17 protein-coding genes and 1 pseudogene are annotated in these 20,787 nt (G+C 73.4%); 9 read left to right on the top strand and 9 right to left on the bottom strand.

Annotation, left to right across the window (positions count from 1 at the left end; genetic code table 11):
• Positions 1–205: 205 nt before the first annotated feature.
• Complete coding sequence (locus J7I94_RS09170; RefSeq protein ID WP_215166452.1) at positions 206–832, bottom strand: TetR/AcrR family transcriptional regulator; 627 nt, start codon at positions 830–832, stop codon at positions 206–208.
• A gap of 164 nt (positions 833–996) precedes the next feature.
• On the opposite strand from J7I94_RS09170, the gene J7I94_RS09165 reads away from it, so the two are divergent.
• The gene (locus tag J7I94_RS09165) at positions 997–1,746 is read left to right on the top strand and encodes an SDR family oxidoreductase (RefSeq protein ID WP_215166451.1); all 750 of its coding nucleotides are present in this window, start codon (positions 997–999) and stop codon (positions 1,744–1,746) included.
• A 125-nt stretch (positions 1,747–1,871) separates the two neighbouring features.
• Here J7I94_RS09165 and J7I94_RS09160 read toward each other — a convergent pair.
• A pseudogene (locus J7I94_RS09160) lies at positions 1,872–2,225 on the bottom strand (Fur family transcriptional regulator); the annotation flags it as partial.
• Between the two features lie 180 nt (positions 2,226–2,405).
• On the opposite strand from J7I94_RS09160, the gene J7I94_RS09155 reads away from it, so the two are divergent.
• The 6 genes from J7I94_RS09155 to J7I94_RS09130 are packed head-to-tail and all read left to right on the top strand — an operon-like array spanning position 2,406 to position 9,455.
• Positions 2,406–3,050 (top strand): choice-of-anchor M domain-containing protein, encoded by a 645-nt coding sequence (locus J7I94_RS09155; protein ID WP_215166450.1) that lies wholly within the window; start codon positions 2,406–2,408, stop codon positions 3,048–3,050.
• Positions 3,051–3,100: 50 nt separating this feature from the next.
• Complete coding sequence (locus J7I94_RS38205; RefSeq protein WP_215166449.1) at positions 3,101–4,720, top strand: choice-of-anchor M domain-containing protein; 1,620 nt, start codon at positions 3,101–3,103, stop codon at positions 4,718–4,720.
• Positions 4,721–4,764: 44 nt separating this feature from the next.
• Entirely contained in the window at positions 4,765–6,297 is a 1,533-nt protein-coding gene (locus tag J7I94_RS09145) for an anchored repeat ABC transporter, substrate-binding protein (protein WP_215166448.1), read from the top strand.
• Positions 6,297–7,835: a TIGR03773 family transporter-associated surface protein gene (locus tag J7I94_RS09140; RefSeq protein ID WP_215166447.1), complete on the top strand. Its 1,539-nt coding sequence runs from the start codon at positions 6,297–6,299 to the stop codon at positions 7,833–7,835. Before J7I94_RS09145 ends, J7I94_RS09140 begins: the two co-directional genes overlap by 1 nt.
• Positions 7,828–8,577, top strand: a complete 750-nt coding sequence (locus J7I94_RS09135) for an anchored repeat-type ABC transporter ATP-binding subunit (RefSeq protein ID WP_308114522.1) — start codon at positions 7,828–7,830, stop codon at positions 8,575–8,577. The genes J7I94_RS09140 and J7I94_RS09135 overlap by 8 nt, the downstream gene beginning before the upstream one ends.
• Entirely contained in the window at positions 8,574–9,455 is an 882-nt protein-coding gene (locus tag J7I94_RS09130) for an anchored repeat-type ABC transporter permease subunit (protein WP_308114521.1), read from the top strand. Before J7I94_RS09135 ends, J7I94_RS09130 begins: the two co-directional genes overlap by 4 nt.
• Positions 9,456–9,541: 86 nt before the next feature.
• Here J7I94_RS09130 and J7I94_RS09125 read toward each other — a convergent pair whose 3' ends face one another.
• From J7I94_RS09125 to J7I94_RS09110, 4 genes are all read right to left on the bottom strand, one after another.
• Positions 9,542–9,745: a cold-shock protein gene (locus tag J7I94_RS09125; protein WP_037622929.1), complete on the bottom strand. Its 204-nt coding sequence runs from the start codon at positions 9,743–9,745 to the stop codon at positions 9,542–9,544.
• Positions 9,746–10,043: 298 nt separating this feature from the next.
• Complete coding sequence (dhaL, locus tag J7I94_RS09120; protein ID WP_215166446.1) at positions 10,044–10,688, bottom strand: dihydroxyacetone kinase subunit DhaL; 645 nt, start codon at positions 10,686–10,688, stop codon at positions 10,044–10,046.
• The gene (locus J7I94_RS09115) at positions 10,685–11,695 is read right to left on the bottom strand and encodes a dihydroxyacetone kinase subunit DhaK (RefSeq protein ID WP_215166445.1); all 1,011 of its coding nucleotides are present in this window, start codon (positions 11,693–11,695) and stop codon (positions 10,685–10,687) included. The genes dhaL and J7I94_RS09115 overlap by 4 nt, the downstream gene beginning before the upstream one ends.
• Positions 11,696–11,820: 125 nt before the next feature.
• Complete coding sequence (locus tag J7I94_RS09110) at positions 11,821–12,600, bottom strand: class I SAM-dependent methyltransferase (protein WP_215166444.1); 780 nt, start codon at positions 12,598–12,600, stop codon at positions 11,821–11,823.
• Positions 12,601–12,812: 212 nt separating this feature from the next.
• Here J7I94_RS09110 and J7I94_RS09105 point away from each other — a divergent pair, with 212 nt between their 5' ends.
• Entirely contained in the window at positions 12,813–14,078 is a 1,266-nt protein-coding gene (locus J7I94_RS09105; protein ID WP_215166443.1) for a sensor histidine kinase, read from the top strand.
• Complete coding sequence (locus tag J7I94_RS09100) at positions 14,075–14,704, top strand: response regulator transcription factor (RefSeq protein ID WP_215166442.1); 630 nt, start codon at positions 14,075–14,077, stop codon at positions 14,702–14,704. Before J7I94_RS09105 ends, J7I94_RS09100 begins: the two co-directional genes overlap by 4 nt.
• 21 nt (positions 14,705–14,725) lie before the next feature.
• On the opposite strand, the gene J7I94_RS09095 is transcribed toward J7I94_RS09100, so the two are convergent.
• From J7I94_RS09095 to J7I94_RS09085, 3 genes are all read right to left on the bottom strand, one after another.
• Positions 14,726–15,958, bottom strand: a complete 1,233-nt coding sequence (locus J7I94_RS09095; RefSeq protein ID WP_215166441.1) for a Gfo/Idh/MocA family protein — start codon at positions 15,956–15,958, stop codon at positions 14,726–14,728.
• Positions 15,959–16,102: 144 nt separating this feature from the next.
• Positions 16,103–19,375 (bottom strand): GH92 family glycosyl hydrolase, encoded by a 3,273-nt coding sequence (locus J7I94_RS09090; RefSeq protein WP_215166440.1) that lies wholly within the window; start codon positions 19,373–19,375, stop codon positions 16,103–16,105.
• Positions 19,376–19,753: 378 nt separating this feature from the next.
• On the bottom strand, positions 19,754–20,371 hold the full coding sequence (locus tag J7I94_RS09085; protein WP_215166439.1) for a restriction endonuclease: 618 nt from the start codon (positions 20,369–20,371) through the stop codon (positions 19,754–19,756).
• Between the last annotated feature and the right edge of the window lie 416 nt (positions 20,372–20,787).

The raw sequence follows: 20,787 nt of genomic DNA, 5'->3' as shown, positions 1-20,787 counted from the left end.
TCCCGCCGGTGTCCTGCGTCCTGGTCCAAACGACAGGCCCTATTAGCAGCCCGCAGGCATCGCACGACCGGAGCGCAGCGGCCGGGTCCGACTCCTGCCGGGCTGCGCTCCGGGGGGAGCGGGGCAGTCCCCATGTCACGCCTGCCCGCGCGTCCGCCTCGCGCAAGGTGATGACTTCGAGACCGAGCAGGCCGGCGGCCGTGGGTCACGTCACCTGGTCATGAGAGTCCGGGGCGACGCCCTGGAAGAGGTTGGCGATCAGCTGATCCACGAACTCCGCGGTCAAGGGTTGCGCGGGCATCAGCAGCCGGTGGTAGACGGCACCCCAGAGCTGATCGACGATCGATTCCAGGTCCGCTTCCGCGCGGATCTGGCCGGCCTGCTGTGCGCTCGAGAGACGTTCGACGGCGAGGCGGCGGCGGTGTGTGACGTAGTGCGTCGAGAGCGCCTCCGCCAGGTCGGGGTCGCCCTGGGCGGCTCCGATGATCCCGGCGATGACGGCGCCGTTGCGGTCCAGGAGGTCGACGAACACACGCAACTGCGTGGTCAGGTCGCGCCTGATGTCGCCCGTGTCGGGGAAGGCGAGGGTGGCCTGGAAGGCGTTGAAGTAGGCGTCGAAGGCCAGGGCCCCGGGGGAGGGCCACCACTTGTAGAGGGTCATCTTGCTGACGCCCGCGCGGGCGGCGACCTTGGAGAAGGTCAGGGCGTGGACTCCCTCGGCGAGCAGCAGCTCGGCCGCCGCGGTCAGCGTCGCATGGCGGACGTCCTCCGCCCGGCGGCGGCCACGCCCCGGTTTGAGCCGGCCGGGCCCCTCGGCCTCTGTTCGCTCCACGTGCCCGTCTCCTCCTGCTGTGCGGCGCAGCCGGTCTGGTCGACACGGCTCCGAGAATCATTATATGGACGTGATGGCCATATAGATATGGACGCTTGGTCTACATACTGCTAATGTACTCATCGTCCACAAAGCCGGTGGACGATGACGAGAGGAAGGTCACCATGACCACCACGGAACAGTCCGCCACCCGTGCAGCGATCGTGACCGGGGGCTCGGGCGGGATCGGCGGCGCCGTCGCCACCGAGCTGGCCGCGCGGGGCACGGCGGTCGTCGTGCACTACTCCGGCAGCGCCCAGCGCGCCGAGAAGGTCGTCGCGTCGATCCAGGAGGCCGGCGGATCGGCCGTCGCCCTGCCCGGCGACGTCGCCGACGAGGCCGCGATGACGGCCCTGTTCGACGCCGCCGAGGAACGCTTCGGTGGTGTCGACGTCGTGGTGAACACCGCCGGGATCATGCTGCTCGCGCCGGTGGCGGAGATGGGCCTGGACACCTTCGACCGGATGCACCGGGTCAACGTGCGCGGCACGTTCGTCGTCTCCCAGCTCGCGGCCCGGCGGCTGCGCCCCGGCGGCGCGCTGGTCAATTTCTCCACTTCCGTCACCCGGCTCCAGCAGCCCACCTACGCCGCCTACGCGGCGACCAAGGGCGCGGTCGAGGCGATGACCCTGGTCCTCGCCCGTGAGCTGCGCGGCCGGGACGTCACCGTCAACGTCGTGGCCCCGGGGCCGACGGCCACTCCGCTCTTCCTCGAAGGCAAGAGCGAGCAGGTGGTCGACCGACTCGCCGCGCTCTCGCCCCTGGAGCGGCTCGGCACGCCGGAGGACATCGCGCGTGCCGTCGCCTTCCTGGCCGGCCCCGACGGCCGGTGGGTCAACGGCCAGGTCCTGTACGCCAACGGCGGCGTCGCCTGACCTCGGGCCTCCCCCTCGGCCGCGCGGCCCTGCCCGGCCCGGGGCGCCCACGACTCCGTTCCGTCGCGACCCCCTTCGCCGACCGCGCGCCGGCACCGCGCGCAGACACCGGCCAGCTCCACGGTGTGCTCCACCGCCGCGAAGCCCGAGTCGGAGATGACGCCCGCCACCCACGCCTCGACGGCCTCCGACTCCACCGTGCGGCCGCAACCGCACACGCGGCACACCAGACAGTGCCGGTGCTCACCGTCGCGTCGCCACCGGCAGAGCCGCTCCCCGGTCGCCGTCTGGACGACATCGGCGCCACCCAGCTCTTCCAGGTCGCGCAGCGCCCGGTACACGGTGGAGAGGCCGACGCGTGTGCCCTCCGCGACCATGCGCATGTGCAGTTCCCGCGCGGAGACGAACCGGTCGCAGCTCTTCAGGGCCTCCGCGGCCGCTGTCCGCCGCCGGGTGGGCCGCAGCCGGCTGTCAGGCATCGACACCAAGGCTCACCTCCCCAGAAGTCCCAGGCCATGCGTGTGGATGTCGCCTTCGGCATGCCAGTGACCGGCGGGTGACGCCGTGTCCAGGAAAGGCCATTGCCAAACCTTGATGAAAACGATTATCGTCCCTGACTGTGCCCGAGGGGGCATGAACATGACCTAGAGGGGTCTCCCTTGCGTACCCACAGACGTCTGCTCACCGTCACCGGCCTCGCGGCCGCCGCGCTCGCCACAGCCGGTCTGAACACCTCAGCCTTCGCCGCCACCACTCTGACCAGCGGACATGTCGACGTCCTCGACGCCGAGTGGGACGGCGCCGAGCTTCACCTCCATGTCCACGACGAGGAGAACGACACCGAGTACGAGCCCGCGGACGTGACGCTGTCCGTGCCGGACGCCGCCAAGGTCGCCAACCCCGGCTACGGCTTCCTCGGCTCCGGCAGCCAGGTATGGCTGCTGCCCGACACCGAGGCCGAGGCGGACGCCGCCGGCGTGCTGTTCGCCGGCGTCTCCACCGAGCACCTCACCACCGGCGTCTTCGCGGGCGACAGCGTCGCCTACCGGCTCGTGAGCGCCACCCGCGACGGTGCCGCGACCGACGACTTCAGCGTCTACACGGGCAGCGGTGTGCGCTGGTACGACAGCGACACGGCCACCGGCTCCTACAAGTCCCGTACCTTCGCGGTCGGTGCCCACAACCACGCCAACTGGGCCTTCGAGGAGGCCGGTACCTACCGGCTCACCTTCCGGGTGCAGGGCACGGCCGGTGGCGTGACCGAGTCCGCCACCGAGACGTACACGGTGGTCGTCGGCTCGTGACACCGGCCCTGGCGCGTGACGGACGCGCTCTCACAGGTGCGGCGCTGACCGTGGCGGCCGCGGTGTTCCTGGGCGCGGCAGGGCTGGTCGCCGGCGGTGGCGGGGACGCCCGCGCCGCCGGCGGTGCCGTCGTCCTGGACGAAGGCGAACTCGACCTCACTCCCCGGCTCGTCGACGGCGCCCTCCAGTTGCAGGTCGACGACCGCGGCAGCGGTACGACGGTTGTGCGGGAGCCGTCCGACGTCGTCCTGCACGCGGTGCCGTCCACCTTGCAGTACACCGTCGATCCCCTGGCCACGGCGCTGGGCACCAGCACCCTGGACAGCTGGCAGCTCAACGGCTGGGAGGCGGGCAACATCTTCGCCCCGGAGCCGGGCTGGAACGGCACCGAGGCGGGCGGTGACACCGAGGTCACCTTGTCCGGCTTCGACGGGCCCGGGGACTTCGGCATGGCCTCGTACACCCGCGGCATGGACGACGTGAACGCTCCGCCGGTCCCGTACCTCGGTACCGCGGCTTCCGTCCAGCGCTCCTTCACCCTCCCCGGTGACGCGGAACGCGCCCTGCCCACCTGGCAGTTCACCGCGGAGGGCGTCTACCGGCTGACGTTCACGGTGCGGGCCGGCGGTTCGGCCGACACCGAGACACTGGCCGTGGTCGTCGGTGACGACGTCGACCCGGCGGACGTCCTGCCCGGTGACGGCTCCACGCCCGCTCCCTCCCCCACTCCCCCGCCGAGCACGAGCACACCCCCCACGGCCCCCTCCTCGCACGTCATCGACAACGGGCACCTGGACCTGGCCGCGCGTCCGGTCGACGGGGGCATGCAGTTCCAGGTGAAGGAGGGGAGTTCGCAGGCGTACGAGTGGCACGAGCCCGGCGCGGTCGTGCTGCACGTGAGGCCGCAGGCCCGGCGGAAGATCACGGAGGGGTTCGAGTTCCTCGGCGCGGTCGGCGACGCGGTGTGGTGGCTGCCCATCCAGCAGGTCGACGGCCTGGTCTGGCCGGGTTTCAGCACGGACCAGTTCAAGAGCTCCGAGGTCGACGGACGGGTCACCTTCTCCCTCGACGCCGTGCGGGGACCGGGTGCGGTGAGCGTCTTCACGGAGGGCTCGGTCGGCTCGGTGACCACGCACGCGCACAGCGGGGACGGGCTGCCGGACAGCTTCGGCCTGTCGGTTCCCACCCACCGGCACACCGTGTGGGCGTTCGCCGCGGAAGGCGTCTACCGCACCACCTTCACGGTGAGTGCCACGCTCGCCGACGGCACGGAGGTGTCCGACACGGAGACCCTCGCGTGGGTGGTGGGGGACGACGTGGACCCGGCGACCGTCGTACCCGGCGCGGGCGAGGAGCCCACGGCGACACCGACGACCACGCCGGACACGACGCCCACCGCGGCACCGAGCGGTTCGCGGGCTCCGTCGTCGTCCGCTCCGGACGCAGCAGACACACCGGACGCGACCGGCACCACCGGCCCGACGGGTTCGGTGGCCGGCTCGTCGGGTACGGCGGGTGGTTCGTCGTCCGGGAGTGACGGCACCACGGTGACCGGCGGGCTCGCCTCCACCGGCGCGCGGATCGCGGTGATCGCCGGTGCCGCCGTGGTCGCCCTGGTCCTGGGCGGCGGCACTCTGCTCCTCGTACGCCGTCGGCGCACCGCTCCATGAGAACGCACGCGGCACACGTCCTGTCCCAGTAAAGGAGGAGCCCCATGCGGGGCCACCCGAGACGTACCACCCTCACCGCCGCGTTGCTCGCGGCGACCGCCCTGCTCAGCGGATGCGGCCGGCTCGGCGAAGACAGCGGTTCCGACGCGGAGCTGGCGGTGTCGACGACCACCGCGATCCTCGCCGACCTGGTGGGCCGGGTCGGCGGTGACCGCGTCGACGTCACGTCGATCGTGCCGCGCAACGGCGACCCCCACTCGTACGAGCCGAGCCCCGGGGACGCCACCGGGGTCACCCGGGCCGATGTCGTCTTCAGCAACGGCCTGCTGCTCGAAGAACCCGGCATCATGAAGATGGTCCACACCAACGCCGGGAAGTCCGCCCCGAAGATCGAGCTCGGCGAGCGGCTGGAGGAGTACGGCGGCACCGTCATCGAGCTGGAGGAGGACCTCGGGCTCGACGTGCTCTGGCTCGGCTGGGCCGTCGAGGGCGAGGTCGCCGGCGCGGGATCCCAGGTCCGTACGACGGCCACGAAGCTGGAGGGCCCCGGCGACCTGCGGGTGTACCTCACCGACACGCTCGGCAGGCCCAAGGTGTACGTGGACTCCTCCGACGGGTTCGACGACGCCGACTCCTTCACCCTGCCGCCCGAGGCGCACACCCACGTCAACTGGGCCTTCAGCGAACCCGGCGTCTACCGGCTCACCGTCGAGGGACGGACGGAGACACTCGACGGAGGCGGCGAGGAGATCGGCAGCGGCACCTTCACCTTCACCGTGGGGGACGCCGCCGAGCCGCCCGCCGGGACCGAGGTCCTCGACAGCGGGCACGCCGACGTCGCGCTCGACGCGGAGACCGGCGAGGTGTACGTCCGCACCGACGGCGCCGGCGGTGAGACCAGACGCGTCGCCGCCGAGGACGTCGTGCTCGACGTACCCGACCGCGCCCGGGAGTCGGTGCCCGAGGAGAAGCCGTACGCCTTCCTCGGCGCCCCCGGCGACGACCTGTGGGTGCTGCCGCAGGCGGTGCTGGGCAAGCACGTGCACGGCGACCTGGACCCGCACACGTGGGAGGACGTCGCCAACGCCGAGGCGTACGTCCGCCGGATCGAGGCCGAGCTGATCGAGGCCGACCCGGAGGGCAGGGCGACGTACGAGAAGAACGCCGCCGCGTACCTCAGGACGCTCGGCGCACTCGACGAGGAGGTCGCCCGGACACTGGCCACGGTGCCGGAGGAGAACCGCAAGCTCGTCACCACGCACGACGCCTTCGGCTACCTCGCGAAGGCGTACGGCATGGAGGTGGTGGGCTTCGTCGTCCCCGTACCGAACCAGGAGCCCAGCGCCGCCGAGGTGGAGAAGCTCGGCGACACCATCCGCGACAAGCGGGTGCCCTCGGTCTTCCTGGAACCGAACCTGGCGGCACGCGCCGACGTGCTGCGCAGGGTCGCCGAGGACCAGCGGGTCGGCGTCTGCACGCTCTACGGCGACTCGTTCGACGACAAGATCCACGACTACGTCTCGATGATGCGGCACAACGCGAAGGAACTCGCCAGGTGCCTGGGGGGATCGGCCTGATGAACAGCATGCGCGCGAACCGGCGGACCGCCGTGGCGGTGGTCCTCGCGGCCACCATGACGCAGGGCGGGTTCGCCGTCGCGGACGACGTGACCGGCACCGACCCGGAACTCGGCCGGATCGCCTGGCGGGACGGCACCCTCACGCTGGACCCGGCGGACGCCTCGCACACGGTACGGGTCGGCCGGGCAGGGACCCTCGACGGCTCGGCTCCGGGATGGGACACCACCGCGGTGCCCGAGGGCGCGGTCGCCGGGGACACCGTGCGGTGGTCCCTGGCCGGGCTGGAGGGTCCGGGTGAGGTGAAGGTGTACGACGGGGACGGCGACGCGCCGGTCTTCGACAGCGGCGACGCGCGGCCGGACGTACGGGAGCTTCCCGTCGGCGCGCGGGAGGAGACCCGGTGGGAGTTCAGCGAGGAAGGCACCTACCAGGTCATCTTCGAGGCGGACGCCACCGCGGCGGACGGACGTGACCTCTCGGTGGGCACCGTGTACACCGTGACGGTGGGAGACGCGGCCCCGGCCGGTGAGGCGACGGCCGGGCAGGCCACGGAGCCGGTGGAGGTGCCCGCCGCCGGGGATTCCGCGTCCGCGGACGCCGCCGAGGGGACCGGGACCGTGACGGCACGGGTACCGGAGGTCGCGGCGCGGACGGCCGGGACCGGGACGGCCGGTTCGCTCGCCGCCGCCGACGACGCTGGTGAGGTCGTGTCCGACCGGACGGTGCTCGACGAGGGGCACGTCGACTTCGCCGCGCGGGTCGTCGGCGGGAAGCTGCGGATCCACCTCAAGGACGGCACGGTCGCGGGGCGGACCGTCTGGCGCGAGCCGTCCTCCGTCGTCCTGCACGTCAAGCCCGCGGCGAAGAACTCCGTTCCGGACAACGACCAGTTCGCTTTCCTGGGCAAGGCCGGCGACCCGGTGTGGCTGCTCGACCAGGTGCAGCAGGACGGCCTGCTGTGGCCCGGCTGGTCGACCGACAACATCACGGCCGGAGCGACCGAGGGAGGCGTGACGTTCTCGCTCACCGCGGTCGACGGCCCCGGCGCCTACGCGCTCTACACCTACGACGCCATGTCGGGCGCGAACGTCCTGTTCGACAGCGGGGACGGGACGCCGGACTCCTTCGACGTCGCGCGGAACACGCACGCGCACGGCGGCTGGGCGTTCACCGCGCAGGGCACCTACCGGCTGACGTTCAAGATGAGCGGGAAGCTCGCCGGCGGCAAGGCCGTCAGCGACACCGAGACGGTGACCTTCGTGGTCGGGGACACCGATCCCTCGACGGTGTCCCCGGGCGACGGCTCGGACAAGGGCTCCGGCGGCGCCTCAAGTTCGGCGGGTTCCTCAGAGGCGTCCGGCTCCGGCTCCGGGGCGGATGCCTCGGGCGGCTCGGCGTCGGACGGGTCCGGTGGGTCGATGGCCTCCACCGGTGCCGGCGGGACCGTGCTGGCCGGCACGACGGCCGCCGCCCTCACCGTGGCGGGCGCCCTGTCCTTCCTGGCCGCCCGGCGCAGAAGGACCGCCCGTGGCTGACGGCACGGACCCGCTGCTGCGGGTCACCGGCGCGACGGTGGTCCTCGGCGGACGCACCGTCCTGGAGCGGGCCGACCTGTCGGTGGGCGCGGGGGAACTGGTCGGGCTCATCGGCCCCAACGGCGCCGGCAAGACGACCCTGCTGCGCGCCGCGCTCGGCCTCGTGCCGCTGGCCGCCGGGGAGGTCGCCGTGGAGGGCCGGACCGGGCGCCGGGCCGGGCAGGGCGTCGGTTACGTGCCGCAGCGGCACGAGTTCGCGTGGGACTTCCCCATCGACATCACCGGCGCGGTCCTGACCGGCCGCACCCGGCGGATCGGCTGGCTGCGCCGGCCGGGCCCCGCGGACCGGGCGGCGGTGGACGAGGCGCTGGAGCTGACCGGGCTCACCGCTCTGCGGCGCCGGCCGGTGGGCGAGCTGTCCGGCGGTCAGCGGCAACGGGTCCTGGTGGCCCGGGCGCTCGCGGCCGGGCCCCGGGTCCTGCTCCTGGACGAACCGTTCACCGGCGTCGACGTCCCCACTCAGGAACTGTTGAACGAGCTGTTCGGCCGGCTGGCCGCGGAAGGCAGAGGGCTGCTGATGACCACGCACGACCTGGCGGCGGCCGCCCGCACCTGCGGCCGGGTGGCCCTGCTCAACCGCACCGTGGTCGCCGACGGCGGCCCGGAACTCCTCGCCGACCCGGACCAGATGCTGCGGGCCTTCGGCCTGGACCGTGCGATCGGCACGGTGACCGCGCCGTGAACGCTCTCGCCGGCTTCCTCACGGACCCCTGGCAACTGCCCTTCATGCAGCGGGCCTTCGCCGTGGCGGCGATCATCGGCGCGGTGTGCGGTGTGGTCGGGGTCCACGTCGTGCTGCGCGGCATGGCGTTCATCGGCGACGCCGTCGCCCACTCCGCCTTCCCGGGCGTGGCGCTGGCCTACGCCTTCGAGGGCAACCTGCTGCTCGGCGGGGCCGCGGCCGGGATCACCACGGCCGTGCTGATCGCGTTCGTCTCGCAGAACCGGCGGTTGAAGGAGGACACCGTCATCGGCGTCTTCTTCGCCTTCGCGTTCGGCCTCGGCATCGTCCTGGTCTCCACCCGCGACAGCTGGACGACGGACCTCTCGTCGTTCCTGTTCGGGCAGGTACTGGCGGTCAGCGCCGGGGACGTACGGACCGTGGCCGTCGTCGGGGCCGTACTGGTCCTGGTCGTCCTGGCGATCGGCAAGGAACTCGTCACCGTCAGTCTCGACCGCGAGACCGCCCGGTGCGCGGGCCTGCCGGTGTTCCGCCTCGACCTCACCCTGTACATCCTCGTCACCACGACGATCGTGATGTCGCTGGAGGCGGTCGGCAACATCCTCGTCCTCGCGCTGCTCATCACACCCGCCGCCACGGCCCGCATGCTCACCGAGCGGCTGTGGGCCATGACCCTGCTCGCCTCGTCCGTCGGGTGCCTGGGGAGCATCGCCGGGCTCTACGTCTCGTACGTGTACGACCTGGCGGCGGGCGGGTCGGTGGTCGTGGTGCTGACCGGGCTGTTCGTCCTGACCTGGTGTCTGGCGCCACGCCACGGGCTGCTGGCGAAGCTGGTCCGGCGACCGGAGGTCACGGCCCCGGTCGTGGCCGGCCGCTGAGTCCCGTCCGGCCGGGGCGCCGGTGACAGCGAGCCCCGCCGGCCTGCCGGCCGGCGGGGCCTCGTGCTGCGGTCCTGCCGCGGCGGTCAGGCGGGGGTGATGTTCTCCGCCTGCGGGCCCTTCTGGCCCTGCGTGATGTCGAAGGTGACGGCCTGGCCTTCCTGGAGCTCACGGAAGCCCGTGGCGTTGATGTTGGAGTAGTGCGCGAAGACGTCGGGGCCGCCTCCGTCCTGGGCGATGAAGCCGAAGCCCTTTTCCGCGTTGAACCACTTGACGGTGCCGCTGGCCATGTTGGTGCCTTCCGATCGGTGACGGGTCCGCACGGTGCGTCCCGGAGGTGGTCGTCCTGGTCCTCGGGCACACAGCAGAACGCCCGCGCCACGGCGCGGGCTGGTACGGCGAACCACGACATCTGCTGCTGACGCTACACGGCGGCACGGTGCCCTGCCAACGGGGAACGCCATTGTCACCAGCCGTAGTTAAGCCTGGTCACGAAGGCTCGTTCCGGGCGACGCGGGCGAAACCGGGTGGCTCGCGGTACCGCGCCCCCCTTCGGCGTCGCCGCCGTGCGCGCTCCGTGGGGGCGGGTCAGGACGTCGCCGGCCTGCCCATCACGTCGGCCACCGTGCCCAGGTCCGCGTCCGGTTCGGCGGCCCGGGCGAGGGACCAGAAGAGCAGGGCGACACCCGTCGCGCCGGGGTCGGGGGCGCCGAGGGCGCGTTCGCCGAGGTAGGAGGCGCGACCGCGGCGGGCCTTGATGTCGGCGGTGGCGCGTGCTCCGGCGAGGGCGGCCCGGGCCGCGTCGGCGAACCCCGCGCCGCCGACGAGGGCGTCGCGGGCGGGGGCGAGCGCGTCGACCATGGTGCGGTCACCGGGCTCGGCCTCACCGACGCGCTGGATGGCGGCGAGGCCCTCGCGCACGCCGGCCGCCCAGCCCTCGCGGCCGTCCCCGTGGACGGCGAGCGCCCGGCCGATCTCCTGGAACAGCAGGCCGATCAGCGGGCCGCTGGTGCCGCCGACCTCGTCGAGGAAGACGCCGGCGGCGACGGTGAACGGGGCGTCGGCGGGGCGTGCGTCGAGCGCGGCCTCCACGCCGTCGAGGCCGCCGCGGAGGTTGTCGCCGAAGTCTCCGTCGCCGGAGAGCTGGTCGAGGGCGGTCAGCGCGTCGTGGGCGGTGCGGGCGGCCTGCGCGTAGGTGCGCAGGACCTTTTCCTGGTCGGCGGTCGTGGTCATCGGGCGGTCTCCGAAACGGGGAAGGCGGGGGTCAGGGCGGGCGCGTGCCACCAGTCGAGCCAGTTGTCGCGCAGCGCGGTCACGGTCACCGAGAACCCGCTCATGTCGAGTGCGGGCACGAAGGTGCCGACGAGTTGCCCGGCGACGCTCACACCGCGCTCGCCGAGGAGGTGGCGGACCCGGTCGTGGACGGCGTACAGCTCCAGCAGGGTGGTCGCGCCCAGGCCGTTGACCAGCAGCAGTACGGTGTCCGGGGCGCCGTCCGGGAGCGCGGCGAGGACCTGCTCGGTCATGCGGTCGACGAGGTCGGCGAAGTCGGGGCGGGGCACGGTGCGGGCGGCTCGTTCGCCGTGGATGCCGACGCCGTACTCGATCTCCCCGTCGGCGAGTTCGAAGGCCTCGCCGCCGCGGCCGGGGGCGGTCTGGGCGCGGGCGGCGACGGCGATGCTGCGCGAGGCGGCCGCGAACCGGGCGCCCGCCTCGGCCAGTTCGTCCAGCCCGAGGCCCGCGTCGGCGGCGCCGCCGAGGAGCTTCTCCACGACGACCGTGGCGCCGGTGCCGCGGCGGCCGGTCGCCGTCTCCGTGTCGTCGGTGGCGAGGTCGTCGTCGACCAGGACGCGGCGTACGGGGATGCCGTCGGCGCGCAGGCGTTCGGCGGCGATGCCGAAGTTGATGCGGTCGCCGGTGTAGTTCTTGACCACGTGCAGCACGCCGTCCGGGCCGGCGACGGCGCGGGAGGCCTCGTAGACCTGGCGGTTGTGCGGGGAGGCGAAGACGCGGCCCGGTACGGCGGCGTCGAGCATGCCGCGGCCGACGAACCCGCTGTGCAGGGGTTCGTGTCCGGAGCCGCCGCCGGACAGCAGGCCGACCCGGCGGCTGGGGTGGCGGTCGCGGGCGGTGACGTAGAGCGGGTCCTCGTGGAGGCGGACGAGGCCGGGGTGGGCGAGCGCGAAGCCGCGCAGGGCGGCGTCCACGGGCGCGTCGGCCGGCAGGAAGAGATGGTTCACGGCGTTGCGTTCCTTTCGGGGGTGCGCCCGGCCACGGTATCCGCCCGTCCGGGCCGGCCTCACCCCGGTCCGGCCGTGTCGTGGCGGGCGCGGCGGGACGGCCACGCCGCCGCCCGGGGTGGCGCCTACCCGTCCGTCCGGTGGGTGACCCGGATCTTGGACTGGCCGTGGCCGAGTTGCTCCCAGTCGTCCATGAAGCGGGCCGCCAGGCCGTGGTCGGCGGCCAGGGCGGTCAGTGTCTCGGTGCGGTAGTAGAAGTCCTCCCGCAGGACGTGGTGTTCCTCGCCCTCCGTGCGGTCGAAGGTGAAGTCGAACCAGCCGCCCGGTGCCAGGACGCGGCCGATGTGGGCGAAGCACTCCTCGATGACCGGCAGCGGCGAGTGGGAGAACACGCTGTGCGCGTGCACCACGTCGAACCGGCCCTCCGGAAGGAACCCCAGGGTCAGGTCGCGTACCGGTGTCAGCGTCGGCAGCCGGTCCTGGAGGCCCTGGTCGCGGAGGGTGTCCTGCGCGGCGAACAGGATGTCGGGCGAGATGTCCACGCCGTAGTAGTGGCCGGGGCGCAGGTACTCGATGAACCGCCAGCCCGCCCGCAGGTTGCCGCAGCCGATCTCCAGCATCCGGTGCTCCGGGCGCAGTCCGTGGCCCAGCAGGTAGTCGAACTGCATGGCCCCCAGCGCCAGCCAGCGTTCGCGGTTGCGGCTGCCCACGGCGGCGTCCGGGTCGCGGCGGGTGTCCGAGCGCATGACCGCGCGGTAGTAGGCGACGTGGTCCGGCGAGCGGTGGCGCAGCCAGGCGTCGCGGGCGGTGCGGCGCAGGTGCCGGGGTATCCGGGCGGGGTGGCGCAGCGCGTAGGACAGGCGGTGGCCGAGGGCGGCGCGGTTGGCGGTGAGGTTCTTGGGCATGGCGGTGCTCGTTCTCCGTAGGGTTTCCCGGGGTGCGGCCGGGGCCGGTCCCCGCAGTCTCGCGGGCGGGGCGGTCGGGGTCGTCCCACGTCCAGTCATCCCCGGGGGGCCGCGGAGGGCCATGCCATGTCGGCCGTTCGGATGATGTGCCTCGCGGGGCCGGCGTGTATACGTGGTGGGGCAGGCACGGGCGAGGCGACGGGAACGCGGCGGTGGAGCGAGACGGCACGGAGCCGGACCCCGACGCGCGCTGGCTGACGGCGGCCGTGCACGCCGCCTTCGTCCTGCTGCTGGGCGGCGCGGTGACCCGTCTGCTGACCCACGGCCTCGCCGACGGCGCGCGCACCGGAGGGGTCCTCGCCCTGTTCCTGGCCTTCGGGGCCCTCTACCTGTTCGGGCAGGTGCGGGCGCCCGCGCCCCGGCCCGGCGAACGTCCCGCCGTCCGGCACCTGCTCTGGCTGGGCGCGGTGCTCGCGCTCTGGCTGCTGCTGCTCGCCCTGGAGCCCAGTGCCACCTGGTGCACCATGCCGCTGCTGTTCACCGGCCTGCACCGGCTGCCGGTACGGCTGGCGGTGCCGCTCGCCGCCGTACTCGTCGTCCTCGTCGTCGTCACCGAGGTGCGGATCGCCGAGGGCGGGTTCAATCCGAACCTGGTGATCGCCCCGGTAGCCGTCGGCATCGTCGCCACGGCCGTCCTCGTGCACAGCCGGCGGCTGACCGCCCGGCAGCGGGTGCTCATCGACGACCTGGTGCGCGCCCGCGACGAGCTGGCCGCCACCGAGCGGCGCGCGGGCGTCCTGGCCGAGCGCCAGCGCCTGTCGGCGGACATCCACGACATTCTCGCCCAGAGCCTGTCCAGCCAGCAGATGCTGCTGCAGGCCGCGCAGCGCCACTGGCACACCGCCCCGGACACCGCGTACGGGCACGTCCGGGACGCCGCCGCGAGCGCGGACCGGGCGCTCGCCGAGGTCCGCCGGTTCGTCCGCGACCTGAAACCGCTCGACCTGGCGGAGAGCTCGCTCGTGCAGGCGCTGCGCGACCTCGCCGGACGGGACGGCGGGGCGCCGGGGCCGGCCGTCGAGTTCCGCCTGGACGCCGCCGACGGCGCGCCGGGTGCCGTCGGTCCGCTGCCCGGGCCGGCCGAGGCGGCTCTGCTGCGGGTGACCCAGCAGGCGCTGGCCAACGCGCGGGAGCACGCCGGGGCCGGCCGGGCCGTGGTCACCCTGACCTGTCTGGAGGACCGGATCACCGTGGACATCGCCGACGACGGACGTGGCTTCGATCCGCACGCGCTCGGCCCGGGCCGGCCGGCCCGTCGCGACCGGGCCGCCGGCCGTGGCCACGGTCTCGCGCTGATGCGGATGCGGGCCCGGCGGGCGGGCGGCACGCTCACCGTCGAGTCCGCGCCCGGTGAGGGGACGGTGGTGACGGTGTCCGTGCCGTTCGCGGCGGACGGCGCCGGGACGGGGGCGCCATGACCGTGCGGGTACTGCTCTGCGACGACCACGCCGTCGTCCGTGCCGGACTGCGCGCCCTGCTGTCCAGCACCGAGGGGATCGACGTCGTCGGGGAGGCCGGCAGCGGCGAGGAGGCCCTCGGCATGGTGCCGGGGCTGCGGCCGGACGTGGTCCTGATGGACCTGCACCTGGGCACCGGCATGGACGGGGTGACCGCCACCCGCCGACTGACCGCGCCGGGCGGCGGTCATGTCCCGCGCGTGCTGGTCCTGACGATGTTCGACACCGACGCCGACATCGCGCGGGCCGTCGCCGCGGGCGCCACCGGGTACCTCCTCAAGGCGGAGCCGCCGGAGCGGCTGTTCGCGGCGGTCCGGGACGCCGCGGCCGGACGCGCCGTACTGTCCGGGTCGGTCGCCGACCGGGTGGTCTCCCGCCTGCGCGCCCCCGGCCCCGCCCTCACCCCGCGCGAGCGCGACATCCTCGGCCACCTCGTCCAAGGGCTCGGCAACCGGGAGATCGCCCGGACCCTGTTCCTGAGCGAGGCCACCGTCAAGACCCACCTGAGCCGTGTCTACGCCAAGCTGGGCGTGCGCACCCGGGCCGGAGCCGTGGCCGCGGCGGCCCGCCACCGGCTGCTGCCGTGACCGGTCGCGGGGTTCCCCGGGCTACGGACACGATCTCCCGCCGGAGACGGCCGACTGGTGGGCGGCGAACCAGGCGGCGGTGTGCGGGGCCAGGGGCGGGACGTCGACGGGGACGCCTCCGGAGCGCAGTGACGTGGTGGCGGCCAGTCCCGCGGCGACCGCCTCGCGGGCAGCGACCGGCGAGGTGTCGGTGGCTCCGCCGTGGGCAGCGAACCGCAGGAACTCCGCGACGATGGCCCCGTCCGCGCCGCCGTGCTCCCCGCTCCCCTCCTCGGTGACCGTCAGGTTCAGGTCGGCGTCGGGCCGGTAGCCGGAGCGCCGCCGGTTCCAGACCTTGATCACCGAGTCGTCGCCCTCGATGCCGTCGCCGAAGTTCTCCATGCGGCCCTCGTCGCCGATGACCGTGTAGTTGCGCCAGTAGTCGGGGGTGAAGTGGCACTGCTGGTAGCTGGCGAGCACCCCGTTGTCGAGGCGGGTGAGCATCATGCTGATGTCCTCCACGTCGATGACGGGGTTGAGGTCACGCAGGGCGGACGGCGGCCATACGCCGGCGTCGAACCAGTCCTGGACGCGCTGTGCTCCCTGCGGCCGGGTGCGCCGGTGCGGGTTGCCGCCGTGGACGGCGAGGTCGCCCAGGGCGGTCACCGAGCGGGAGTAGCCGCCCGCCAGCCAGTGGATGGCGTCGAGGTCGTGCGCCCCCTTCTGCAGCAACAGGCTTCCGGTACGGGCGCGTTCGGCGTGCCAGTCCTTGAAGTAGTAGTCGCCGCCGTGGCCGACGAAGTGCCGGCACCACACCGCGCGCACCTCACCGATGGCGCCCTCGTCGATGAGACGCCGCATGCGCCGCAGGACCGGCAGGTGGCGCAGGTTGTGCCCGACGTACAGGCGGGTGCGGGTGCGGGCGGCGGTGGTCAGGACGCGGTCGCAGTCGGCGAGGTCGACCGTCAGGGGTTTCTCGACGAACACGGCGACGCCGGCTTCGAGGAAGAAGAGGGCCGGCTCGGTGTGCGCGTCGTCGGGGGTGAGGACGAACACCGCGTCGAGGCCGTCGGCGAGCATGTCCTCGTACCGCTCGTGGACGTGGACCTGGTCCCCGAAGAGCTTCCGCGCGTCGTCCCGGCCGCGCCGGGCCGGGTCGGCGCAGGAGACCACCCGGGCGGTTCCCGGGCGGTCGGCGAGGGTGGCCAACTGGGCGCGCTGGCCGACGCCGACGACACCGACGCGCAGTTCGGACGCGGCTGGGGCTTCCGACATGGTCATCCCTTCTGCGGACAGGGCGATCACGTCTGACGATAGATGCTTGAAAGTGCTCGATCAATGGCCGTAATGAACACATGTGAGCAGAGCTGCCCGTGGTGGCGGGGCAGTCGGTCGCCTGCCCCGCCACCACCCGGGGCGTCAGCTCACCGCGAGGGTGAAGACGTGCAGGTTCGCGTTGTCGGGCAGCCGTACGCCGCTCACCCGCTTGCCGTCCGGCGCGGTGAACGGCTCGGTGGCGAACACGTACGTCGCCACCGGGTCCTTGTCCGCGCCCGCGACGTTGCGGTACGCGGTCTTGGCGACGGTCCGGTTGCCGTACTGGACGGCGCCGCCCCCGCCGCCGACGGTCCAGTCGGTGAAGGCGAGGTCGACGGTGGCGGTGGTGCCGTCGGTGTAGGTGACGGTGGCCTCGGACTTCTGGTTGCCGTTGACGGCGCTGCCGATGAACGACAACCGGGCCGCCGGGTCGGTGAGTTCGATGGTCTGGCCGGTGGCGGAGGCGTTGTCCGGGCGGCCCGCCGGGGAGTTCGGCCAGGTGAAGGTGAGGCCGTCGACCGTGCCCCGTTCCCCCGGGGTCAGGCCCGCCGCCGCCAGTGCCTGGCGTGAGTAGCTCCAGCCGCCGCCGTCGTAGTCGGCCTCGTCGTGTTCGCCCTCGTCGTCGGAGACGCCGGTGTTGTCGTAGGCGGCGAGGAGGGTGCCGGGGGCGGCGACGGTGAGGGAGACGGGCTGCTCGTAGGAGGTGTCGCCGGAGGTGACGGTGACCTTCACGTCGTAGAAGCCCTGGGCGGTGCCGTCGGCGGCGGTCAGTGCGATCTGCTGGGCGCCGTCCGTGACGGTGCCCGCGGCGGGGCTCGCCGTGATGCCGTCGGGGGGGGTGACCCGGAAGCGCACGTCGGGGCCCTCGCCGCCGCTGACCGCGAGGGCGCGGATGCCGACCGTGGTGCTGTCGCCGGGGGCGAGGGTCGCGGCGGTGGGTCCGACGCCGATCTGGTAGGGCTGCTCGCCGTCGCGGAAGGACGGCGGGGCCTGGTCGGCTCCCCAGGTGGTGTCGGGGGTGGCGGAGAGGGTGTAGTCGAGCCGGCCGCCGTGTTCGACGACGGAGGCGGGGAGCCACGGGCGGTCGCTGGTGCGGCCGTCGACCTTCAGGGAGTGGATGTACGGCGCGTCGGCCGCAGCGCCCCGCGCGCGGACGGAGATGTCCTTGCCGCCCGGCCGGTCGATCTCCACCCGGGGGAACAGCGGTGAGGCGAGGACGAGTTCGGCGCGGGAGGGCACCTGCGGGTACATGCCGAGCGCGGAGAAGACGTACCAGGACGACATCGCGCCGAGGTCGTCGTTGCCCGGGATGCCGCCCGGCTCGGTCGACCAGAGTGCGCGCATCGCCGCGCGGACGGTCTCCTGCGCCTTGTACGGGGCGCCCGCGTAGTCGTACAGGTAGGGCACGTTGATCGACGGCTCGTTGTCCATGCCGGCCTTGTCGCCACCGCCGCCGCTGAAGACCCAGCCGCCGTCGGCGTCGTGGAAGAAGGTGTCCAGCCGCTTCAGTGCCTCGTCGGTGCCGCCCATGGCCGCGAACAGGCCGGCCGGGTTGTGCTGGACCATCCAGGTGTACTGGGCCGCCGTACCCTCGACGAAGCCGTTGCCGGTGGCGGGGGTGAAGCCGGTGACCCAACTGCCGTCGGCCTTGCGGTTGGCGATGTATCCGCCGGTGGGGTCGGCGGCGATGTTGAAGTCGTTCTGCCAGTACTGGGCGCGGGTGGCGAAGGTCTTCGCGGTGTCCTCCTGCCCGGCCTCGGAGGCGAGCAGGGACAGGGCGAAGTCGGCGCCGGACATCTCCAGTGTCTCGGCGGCGCCGCCCCAGGCGTTGGATACGGACGGCATGTAGTGCAGTTTCAGGTACTTGTCGAGGGAGGGGCGCTGGCCGACCGACAGCACGGGTTTCCCGGCGGGTGAGAGGTCCTGTTCGGTGGGTACGGTGGCCGCCTCGACGAGGGACTTCAGCGCGCCCTTCAGGTCGAAGCCGGTACCGCCGAAGGCGTGGATGCCGGCCAGGGCGATGGGTGACGGGTCGCCGTTCATGACGTGGGTGCCGCTCGCCCCGTGCAGCCAGCGGTCCCAGATCCCGCCGTTCTGCCCGGCGAACTCGTACAGCGACTGGGCGATGTCGGAGCCCACGCGCGGGTCGAGCAGGGTCAGCAACTGGACCTGGCTGCGGTAGACGTCCCAGCCGGAGAAGGTGCCGTACTGGGCCTGGTGGCCGCGGCCGACGCGGTGCACCTTGTCGTCGGGGCCGCGGTAGCGGCGGTCGGTGTCGCTGATGACGTTCGGATGGAACAGGGCGTGGTAGAGCGCGGTGTAGAAGATGGCGCGCTCCTCGTCGGTGCCGCCGCCGACCCGGATCGCGTCGAGGCGCTCCCGCCAGGCGTCGTGGGCGGCCTTCCGGACCGAGGCGAAGGAGCGGCGGGGCGGGTTCTCCGCCCTGAGGTTGGCCTCGGCGCCGGCCTGGTCGACGTAGGAGATGCCGACCTTGACACCCACCGGTCCGGTGCCCGGTTCGAACTCGACGTAGCCGCCCGCGCCCTTGCCGGCGACGGGCCGGCCGCCGTTCGCGAAGCCGCCGGTGCCACCGGAGGCGGTGGTGGAACCGGGGTTCAGCCGGTCGTCCTGCCAGGTGCCGGTGGCCTTGAAGGCGCGGTCGAAGGTGGCGGTGAAGTACAGGGTGTAGTAGGCACGCCGGCCCTCGGGGTCGAGGTAGCCGCAGAAGTTCCCGGAGGTGACGGAGCCGGAGATGGTCCGGGTCTCCGGGTCGATCCGCACCGTGGAGTCGGTGGAGCCGACCTCGGAGTTGGCGGTGCGGACCAGCAGGCTGGCGGGCTTGTCGGCCGGGTAGGTGAACCGGGCGGAGCCGGTACGGGCGGTGGCGGTGAGGTCGGCCGTGACACCGGAGGCGAGGCCCACCTCGTAGTGGCCGGGCTCGGCCGTCTCGTCGTCATGGCTGAAGTCGGCGGCGTAGACCGCGTCCTCGGTGTCGCTCGCCGGGGACGAGGTGACCTCGCCGGCGTAGGGGAAGAACGGGATGTCGCCGCTGCCGCCCGCGCAGCCGGTGCCCGACATGTGGGTCAGGCTGAAGCCGCGGATACGGGTGGCGTCGTAGTGGTAGCCGCCGGGGGCGACGGTTCTGGTGGCGTCACCCTTGGTGTTCTCCGGGCTCCAGGAGAGCATGCCGAAGGGGACGACGGCTCCCGGGAAGACGTTGCCGGCGTTGGCGGTGCCGATCAGGGGATCGACGTAGGCGGTGGGGTCCTTGACGAGGGAGGTGTCGGGTGGGGCGGCCGGGGCCGCCAGGGCGGGGGTGGCACCGCCGACCGCGAGCGCCGCGGCCAGCAGCAGGGACATCGGACGGAAACGCATGACGCGGCCCCTCCTCCGGACGGGTCGCGCACCACGGGTCGCACAAGCCGCAGGGACAGTAGCGTGTGCGGGTGGTGTGGCGGAAGGGTGCGTCGGCCGGTGGGGTGGGGCGCCTCGTGGACGGCGGACGGAGTCGCTCGGACTGGCGGAGCTGCGCCGCGTGGTCGACCCCTGGTAAGACATCGCCTGGGGGTTGACATCGTTGTCCGTCCGCGCGGTAGTCTCGGCGGACCATTACGACAACGTTGTCGCACCGTGATGTCGCCACAAGCCGTTCACCGTGCGGGGCGGTTCACCCCGTCGGCCCCGTGAGACAGCGAGGGCCGCACTCCTCGGTGGGAGTGCGGCCCGTCCTCGTGCGGGCCTCTCTACGCTCCGTCAGGCGGCGCGTCCGAACCGGGCGCCGCGGGTGCGGGCGGGCAGGCCGAGGAGTTCGTGCAGCGCGGAACCGTCCTCCGCCCAGCGCCGCAGTTTCTCCCGGTCGACCCAGTGGACGCCGTACCGGTCGCCCCAGGCCATGGCGTCGCGGGTGAAGGACCCGTTGGTGACGACGACCGCGTGGTCCGCGCCGTGGGCCGGCCCGGCCGTCCCCTTCACCGCGTACATCACCGACGAGCCGACCTTCCCGGCGACCCGCGTGTGCTTGGCCTGCACGACGATCCGGCCGCGTACCGCGTGGTCACCGATGACGTCGGCGGCCTGGTCGCCGCCGCCTCCCACCCGCCGGGCCGGCCAGCCGTCACGGACGAGGAGGTCCCGCAGGGCGTGCTCGAAGTCCCGGTCGTCCATGGCGTCGAGCTCGGCGAGCGTGAGGCGCAACGCGGCCAGCCGCGCCCTGTCCCGGCGCCGGCCCGCGACGGCCTGACGGAGCCGCCACGCCACTGCCGCCCCCGCCGGCACCGCGATGAGCAGCAGCACCGGCCACGCCTCGGCCAGAGCCTCGACGGCCGCACCGGCCGTCCGGACCGCCAGTACCACGGCGGCCAGCGCCACCACGGCGGCCGAGGCCGACTCGACCGGGCCGTGCGGGAGGCGCGGGAGGCGCGGATGACCCAGGCGGCGCGGGGGGCGCGCACGGCCCGGACGACTCGCACGGCTCGGGCCGCTCGGGCGTGATGGCCGCCTCGCCGTCACCGCCGCCTCACCGGCCCTCGGCCGGTGCGCTGACGGCCGGGTTCGGAGACGCCGGGGACGCGGGGGCGGCCTCTCCGGAGCCGAACAGCTGCCCCCCACAGCCAGACCCCCGCCAGCAGACCGGCGATCGTCCACCCACTCATCCGCTTGGCACTCCGAGGCCTCGGATTGCGGCGGATGTGCGCGCGTACGGTGTGGAACCCGTCCGGTACCTTCGCCATGCTTCCCCTCCCGGTCGTGGCCGCCGGGCGCGGCCCGTCTTGAGGAACGGGTCTAGC

This window comes from Streptomyces sp. ISL-12, assembly GCF_018614415.1.
Lineage (GTDB): Bacteria > Actinomycetota > Actinomycetes > Streptomycetales > Streptomycetaceae > Streptomyces.
Note: the sequence above shows the minus strand (reverse complement) of the source record. Positions and strands in the feature narration are given on the sequence as shown.

Excerpts from the sequence above, each read along its gene's own strand:
- J7I94_RS09165 (WP_215166451.1), top strand. The coding sequence starts at position 997 with ATGACCACCACGGAACAGTCCGCCACCCGTGCAGCGATCGTGACCGGG.
- J7I94_RS09145 (WP_215166448.1), top strand. The coding sequence starts at position 4,765 with ATGCGGGGCCACCCGAGACGTACCACCCTCACCGCCGCGTTGCTCGCG.
- J7I94_RS09140 (WP_215166447.1), top strand. The coding sequence starts at position 6,297 with ATGAACAGCATGCGCGCGAACCGGCGGACCGCCGTGGCGGTGGTCCTC.
- J7I94_RS09125 (WP_037622929.1), bottom strand. The coding sequence starts at position 9,745 with ATGGCCAGCGGCACCGTCAAGTGGTTCAACGCGGAAAAGGGCTTCGGC.
- dhaL (WP_215166446.1), bottom strand. The coding sequence starts at position 10,688 with ATGACCACGACCGCCGACCAGGAAAAGGTCCTGCGCACCTACGCGCAG.
- J7I94_RS09110 (WP_215166444.1), bottom strand. The coding sequence starts at position 12,600 with ATGCCCAAGAACCTCACCGCCAACCGCGCCGCCCTCGGCCACCGCCTG.
- J7I94_RS09100 (WP_215166442.1), top strand. The coding sequence starts at position 14,075 with ATGACCGTGCGGGTACTGCTCTGCGACGACCACGCCGTCGTCCGTGCC.
- J7I94_RS09095 (WP_215166441.1), bottom strand. The coding sequence starts at position 15,958 with ATGTCGGAAGCCCCAGCCGCGTCCGAACTGCGCGTCGGTGTCGTCGGC.
- J7I94_RS09090 (WP_215166440.1), bottom strand. The coding sequence starts at position 19,375 with ATGCGTTTCCGTCCGATGTCCCTGCTGCTGGCCGCGGCGCTCGCGGTC.